Genomic DNA, 6,157 nt, shown 5'->3' with positions numbered 1-6,157 from the left:
GGAGGGGGGCCGGGTGAGAACGGTCCGCGGGTCGCCGTGGGCCTGCTCGGCCCGGGTGTCGTCGGAGTACATCGTCCCTACGCCCCCAACAGGCTCTGGCCGCACACCCGCACGACCTGGCCGTTCACCGCGCCGGAGGCCGGGTGGGCCAGCCAGGCCGTCGTCTCGGCCACGTCGACGGGCAGGCCGCCCTGTCCGAGGGAGTTCATCCGCCGCCCCGCCTCCCGGATGAACAGCGGGACCGCCGCCGTCATCCTCGTCTCGATGAACCCCGGGGCGACGGCGTTCACCGTGACCCCGTGCTCGGCCAGCGCCCGGGGCGCCAGGGAGCGCACCAGCCCGACCACACCGGCCTTGCTCGCGCCGTAGTTGGTCTGCCCGGCGTTCCCCGCGAGCCCCGCGATGGAGGCGGTGGCCACGATCCGCCCGCCGCGCCGCAGGGTGCCCGTGTCCAGCAGGACGTCGGTCGTGCGCAGCACGCTCGCCAGGTTGACGTCCAGCACCGAACTCCAGCGCTCCGCGGGCATGTTGACCAGCCGCCGGTCCCGGGTGACGCCCGCGTTGTGGATCAGCACGTCCAGTCCGTCGGGCAGCGCCTCGGCGATCCGCGTGCCCGCGTCCGGGGCCGTGATGTCCAGCGTGAGCGCACTGCCCCCGAGCCGCCCGGCCAGCCGCTCGGCATCCGCCGACGCCCCCGGCACATCGAGTACGACGACCCGCGCCCCGTCCCTCGCCAGCGTCTCGGCGACGGCCGCGCCGATGCCCCGTGCCCCGCCGGTCACCAGGGCCGTCCGCCCGGCGAGCGGGAGGTCCCGGTCGAAGTCGGCCTCCTGCGGCTGCCCGACCTCGATCACCTGGCCGCTGACGTACGCCGACCGGGGGGAGAGCAGGAACCGCAGGGTGGACTCGGCGGCGGACAGGTCGGTCAGGCGTACCAGGTTGACCGTCCGGCCCCGCCCGATCTCCTTGCCCAGGGAGCGGGTGAACCCCTCCAACGCCTGCTGGGCGGCGGCCTGGTGGTGGTCGGCGGGGTCGAGCGGCGCGCCCAGGACGACGACCCGGCCGCTCGCGGCGACCGACCGCACGACCGGGTGCAGGGCCGCGTGCACCTCCGCGAGCCCCTCGACGTCCCGCACTCCGGTGGCGTCGAGGAGGACCCCGGCGGGGGAGTCCGCGGCGGGGTCGAGATCCGGCGCGGTGAGCTGTGACTTGCCCGCGGTCAGCCGCAGCACCCCGCCCTCGAACTCCGGTGTCTCCCGCGACCACCGGCGCAGCACCGCCGGCTGCGGAAGGCCCAGGCGGCGGGTGAGGAACCGGCCCGGCGCGGTGCCGGTGAAGCTCAGATAGCGGTCGGCCATGTCCATCTCCCGGGTCGGTCGCAGAGTCCTTACTCTGGAGTAAGGTTACCGTAGGTAAGCCGATGTTCGAGGTGAGGAGCTGGTGGAGATGAGCCCCCTGAAGCCGCCGGTCGCCCGGCGCGTGGCGATCGTCGCCGGAAGCCGTGTGCCCTTCGCCCGCTCGGACGGCCCGTACGCCACCGCCTCCAACCAGGACATGCTCACCGCCGCGCTCGACGCCCTCGTCGAGCGCCTCGGGCTCCAGGAGCCGGGCGCCGTCGGGGAGTTCGTCGCCGGCGCGGTCCTCAAGCACGCCCGCGACTTCAACCTCGCCCGCGAAACGGTCCTCGGCTCCCGGCTGGACCCGCACACCCCGGCGTACGACATCCAGCAGGCCTGCGGGACCGGACTCCAGGCCGTCATCGCCGCCGCCAACAAGATCGCCCTCGGCCAGACGGAGTCCGCGATCGCGGGCGGCGCGGACACCGCGAGCGACGCGCCCCTCGGCGTCAACGACGAGCTGCGCCGCATCCTGCTGGAGGCCCGGCGCGCCAGGTCGGCCGGCGCCCGCCTCAAGGCGCTCGCGCGCATCCGCCCCGCCCACCTCGTGCCCGACATCCCGCGCAACGCCGAACCCCGCACCGGACTGTCGATGGGGGAGCACGCCGCCGTCACCGCCCGGGCCTGGGGCGTGAGCCGCCGGGACCAGGACGAGCTGGCGGCGACGAGCCACCAGCGGCTCGCGGCGGCGTACGAGCGGGGCTTCTTCCGGGAGCTGGTGGTCCCCTTCCGGGGCCTGGCCCGCGACCAGAACCTCCGCCCCGACTCGACGGCCGCCAAACTCGCCGCGCTCAAACCGGTGTTCGGCCTGGCGGACCCCGACCCGACCATGACGGCCGGGAACTCCACCCCGCTGACGGACGGGGCGGCGGTCGTGCTGCTCGCGTCGGAGGAGTGGGCGAAGGCGCGCGGCCTGCCCGTCCTGGCGTACCTCACGGCGTACGAGACGGCGGCCGTGGACTTCGTGCGCGGGGACGTGGCACAGGGCGAGGACGGGCTGCTCATGGCTCCCGCCCACGCCGTGCCCCGGATGCTGGAGCGGGCGGGGCTCGGCATGGACGACTTCGACCTGGTCGAGATCCACGAGGCCTTCGCCTCCCAGGTCCTCGCGACCCTCGCGGCCTGGGAGAAGCAGGGGCTGGCCCCGGTGGACCGGTCCCGGCTCAACGTCACCGGGTCCTCGCTCGCCACCGGGCATCCCTTCGCGGCGACCGGAGCGCGGATCGTGGCCACGCTCGCGAAGCTGCTGGCCGAACGGGAGGGCCCCGGACGGGGTCTGATCTCGGTATGCGCGGCGGGCGGCCAGGGGGTCACGGCGATTCTGGAGCGCCCGTAGGAGCGGGTCGGCGACAAAGCCTCACTTTGCGGTCGAGGCTGCACAGTCCCGGCTCCGGACCATCAACGAACCCGCACAGGCTCGCCACTTGAGCCACTTAGGATCACCGTCCTACCCCTGGTAACCCTTCCCGGCGCACTCGCGGGTGAACGCCCCGGTACGTCCCCTGCGTACCTCATGCAGCGGAGCGGTACCGAGCTGCACGTCCCAGGAGCTGACCATGTCCCTCTCGTACGTGTCCGGCCACGACTACGACGGCGCACCCGTGCTCGTGGAACCAGAGATCGTGCGGCTCGACGGTGAGGTCCGCGAGGTGTCGGTGCCGCCCCTGGTCCCGCCGGTGACCCACGGCTCGCTCGCCGACCTGCCGTTCGACAACGCGGAGGCGGCGCCGGACCAGCGGGTGATGAGCCGCCGCACCGACGACGGCCGCTGGATCGACCTCACCGCGGCCGAGTTCGCCCGGCAGGTGCTGGACGTGGCCAAGGGCCTGATCGCCGAGGGCCTGATGCCGGGCGACCGGGTCGCGATCATGGCGCGTACGACGTACGAGTGGACGCTCCTGGACTTCGCCGCCTGGGCCGCGGGCCTGGTGACGGTCCCCGTCTACCCCACGTCCTCGGTCTTCCAGACCCGGTTCATCCTCCAGGACTCCGGCGCGGTCGCCCTGGTCACCGAGACGGCCGCCCAGGCCGCCGCCCTCGGCCCCGAGCTCAGCCGCCTCCCCGACCTGCGCCACATGTGGATCATGGAGAAGGGGCACGTGGAGCGCCTCGGCGAGCTCGGCCAGGCCGTCCCCGAGCAGGAGATCGGCGTACGGCGGGGCATGCTGGGCCCGGCCACGGTCGCCACCGTCGTCTACACCTCCGGCACCACCGGCCGCCCCAAGGGCTGTGTGCTCAGCCACGGCAACTTCCTCACCGAGGTCGACAACGCGATCGAGCTCCTCTTCCCGGTCTTCAAGTCCAAGTCGGACGAACCCGACCTGGCGACCCTGCTCTTCCTGCCCATCTCGCACGTCTTCGGCCGCATGGTCGCCATCGCCTGCGTCCGCGCCCGGGTCCGCCTCGGGCACGCGCCGAGCCTCCAGGCCGAGGACCTGCTGGCCGACCTCGCCAGCTTCCGGCCGACCTTCCTGCTCGTGATCCCGTACATGCTGGAGAAGGTCTTCAACAACGCCCGCGCCAAGGCGGAGAGCGGCGGCCGGGTCAGCGTCTTCGACCGCGCCACCAATGTCGCCGTGCGCTACGGCGAGGCGATGGAGACCCGCCACGCCGGCACCGGCTCCGGCCCGGGCGCGGCCCTGAAGGCGGCCCGCACCTTCTACGACCCGCTGGTGTACCGCCGCATCCGCAACGCCATGGGCGGCCGGATCCGGCACATCATCTCCGGCGGTTCCCCGCTCGGCCGCCGCCTCGCGGCCTTCTTCGCGGGCGCGGGCATGCAGATCTACGAGGGCTACGGACTGACCGAGTCGACCGGCGCCGCGACCTGCACCCCGCCCCTGAAGCCCCGCCTGGGCACGGTCGGCTGGCCCCTGCCGGGCACCAGAGTCCGCATCGCGGCGGACGGCGAGATCCTGCTGAACGGCGGCCAGGTCTTCCGGGGCTACTGGGACCCCTACGGCGAGGGGGTGGCCCCCGCCTCGGCCGACGGCTGGTTCCCGACCGGGGACATCGGACAACTGGACGACGAGGGCTATCTGACGATCACCGGCCGCAAGAAGGAGATCCTGATCACGGCCGGCGGCAAGAACGTCGCCCCGGCCCCGCTGGAGAACTGGCTGCGCTCCCACCCGCTGATCTCGCAGTGCATGGTCCTCGGTGACCGCCGCCCCTACATCTCGGCCCTGATCAGCCTAGACATGGACGGCGTCAACCACTGGCGCCAGATGAACGGCAAGCATCCCGTGCCCGCGGAACTCATCGTGAACGACGCGGAGTTGCGGCAGGTCCTGCAACGCGCGGTGGACGAGGCGAACAAGATGGTCTCCCGCCCCGAGTCCATCCGCCGCTTCACCGTCCTCCCCACCGACTTCACCGAGGCGGCCGGCCACCTGACCCCGTCGATGAAGCTGCGCCGGGAGGCGGTCATGCGGGACTTCGCGGGGGAGATCGAGGGACTCTACGAGCGCTGAGTAAACGTTCTTCCGGTGATCCCCGTCAGATCCTCGGAGTGCTCCGCTCGACCCAGTCCACCAGGAACGGGGTCCCAAAGAAGAGACCGGCGACGACCGGGAGGCCGATCCACCAGGGGGCGCCGGCGCGGAACAGCCCGATCGCGGCCGCCAGGGAGGCCAGGAGCCCGACCGGCCCGATGACGGCACCGAGCGCCCTTCCGTGCTGTTCCCGGACACAGCGCAGGCACCAGCGCGAGGAGCAGGTCTTTCTGACGACGAGCAACTTTGTGCCGCCGACCTTCTTGTAGGCGGAATGTATCCGCTTCGGCCGCACAGGGGAGGGGTGGAGGATGTCGCGGCTGCGGTCGAGAAGCCGGCTCGGGGCGTACCTGCCCTGCCGCCCGGTTGTGGCCGAGGTCGGGTATTGCTGGGCGGAGGACAGGGTCGTGGCCGGCTCGCCCCCCTCGCGCGGTGGCAGTGCGGCGAGCCGGCGGCGGGCCTCGTCGCGTTCGGCGGCGTACTGGTCGGCGTGGGCACGAGCGGCGGCCCACTCTCGTTCGGCGCGCAGGCGTTCGGCTTCGGCGGCGGAGACCGGGGCGGTGTCGCGTCGGCGTTCGAGGGCGGCGAGCTGGTCGGCCTGGGTGGCGAACCGGGCGCTGAGTTCGGCGCTCTGCCGCTGGAGGTCCGTGAGGGCCGCGGCGGAGGAGCGGGCTTCCTGGTCGTCGAGCCTGTCCTCGACGGCGCGCAGCCGTTCGGCCTGGTTCCGGAGTCGTCCGGTGAGTTCGGCGTTGTGGTGCTGGAGGTCGGTCAGGGCGGTGGTCGGGCCTGTGGTCTGCCGGTGTTCGAGTGCGGCCAGCTGCCTGGCCTGCGTAACCTGTTCGGCGGCCAGCTCGCCGGTACGGTCTCTGAGGTCGGCGAGGACCGCCGCGATGTCCGACAGTGCCGTCCCCTGCTCCGTCGCGCCGGGCGCGGGGTGGATGTGCACCTCGTTGATGTGCGTGACATGACTGTCCGAGGAGATCGTGGAGTCCTGGATGTTGCCGTCGGCCGCGACGCTCTTGTGGTCCGCGCGGACGCGGCGCGGCCAGGAACGGCCGGTCATCGGCGGCTGCCGTCGCCGAAGGCGTTGTCCGTGACGTCCCCGCCGGCGGCCGTCGCGCCCGGACGGGCGTGGACGTCGCCCGTGCCGTGCCGGGCGGCCGTCCCCCGCGCGGGAGTACGGGGACCGGAGACCTGTGACCGGGCACCGATGGCGTTGCCGCAGATGTCGCCGCCCGCCGCGATCCCGCCCCGCTCGGCCCGGAC

The 6,157-nt window shown here is 73.1% G+C and carries 5 protein-coding genes; 2 read left to right on the top strand and 3 right to left on the bottom strand.

The window, feature by feature from the left end; translation table 11 throughout:
• Positions 1-77 precede the first annotated feature (77 nt).
• Positions 78-1,358 carry a 3-oxoacyl-ACP reductase gene (locus tag EHS43_RS34525; protein WP_185806539.1) on the bottom strand — a complete coding sequence of 427 codons (1,281 nt, stop codon included), beginning with the start codon at positions 1,356-1,358 and terminating at the stop codon, positions 78-80.
• Between the two features lie 88 nt (positions 1,359-1,446).
• Between EHS43_RS34525 and EHS43_RS34520 the strand changes: the two genes are divergently transcribed.
• On the top strand, positions 1,447-2,733 hold the full coding sequence (locus EHS43_RS34520; RefSeq protein ID WP_125194587.1) for an acetyl-CoA C-acetyltransferase: 1,287 nt from the start codon (positions 1,447-1,449) through the stop codon (positions 2,731-2,733).
• Between the two features lie 220 nt (positions 2,734-2,953).
• A complete protein-coding gene (locus EHS43_RS34515; protein ID WP_125194586.1) occupies positions 2,954-4,870 on the top strand; it encodes a long-chain fatty acid--CoA ligase in 1,917 nt (638 codons plus the stop codon).
• A 25-nt stretch (positions 4,871-4,895) separates the two neighbouring features.
• Here EHS43_RS34515 and EHS43_RS34510 read toward each other — a convergent pair whose 3' ends face one another.
• Both EHS43_RS34510 and EHS43_RS46795 read right to left on the bottom strand, forming a co-directional pair.
• Entirely contained in the window at positions 4,896-5,954 is a 1,059-nt protein-coding gene (locus EHS43_RS34510; protein ID WP_125194585.1) for a hypothetical protein, read from the bottom strand.
• The coding region (locus EHS43_RS46795; protein WP_221740784.1) for a hypothetical protein at positions 5,951-6,157 on the bottom strand (207 nt) is incomplete at its 5' end. The genes EHS43_RS34510 and EHS43_RS46795, both read right to left, overlap by 4 nt.

Origin of the sequence: Streptomyces sp. RP5T, from assembly GCF_003933965.1 — a bacterium.
Lineage (GTDB): Bacteria > Actinomycetota > Actinomycetes > Streptomycetales > Streptomycetaceae > Streptomyces.
Note: the sequence above shows the minus strand (reverse complement) of the source record. Positions and strands in the feature narration are given on the sequence as shown.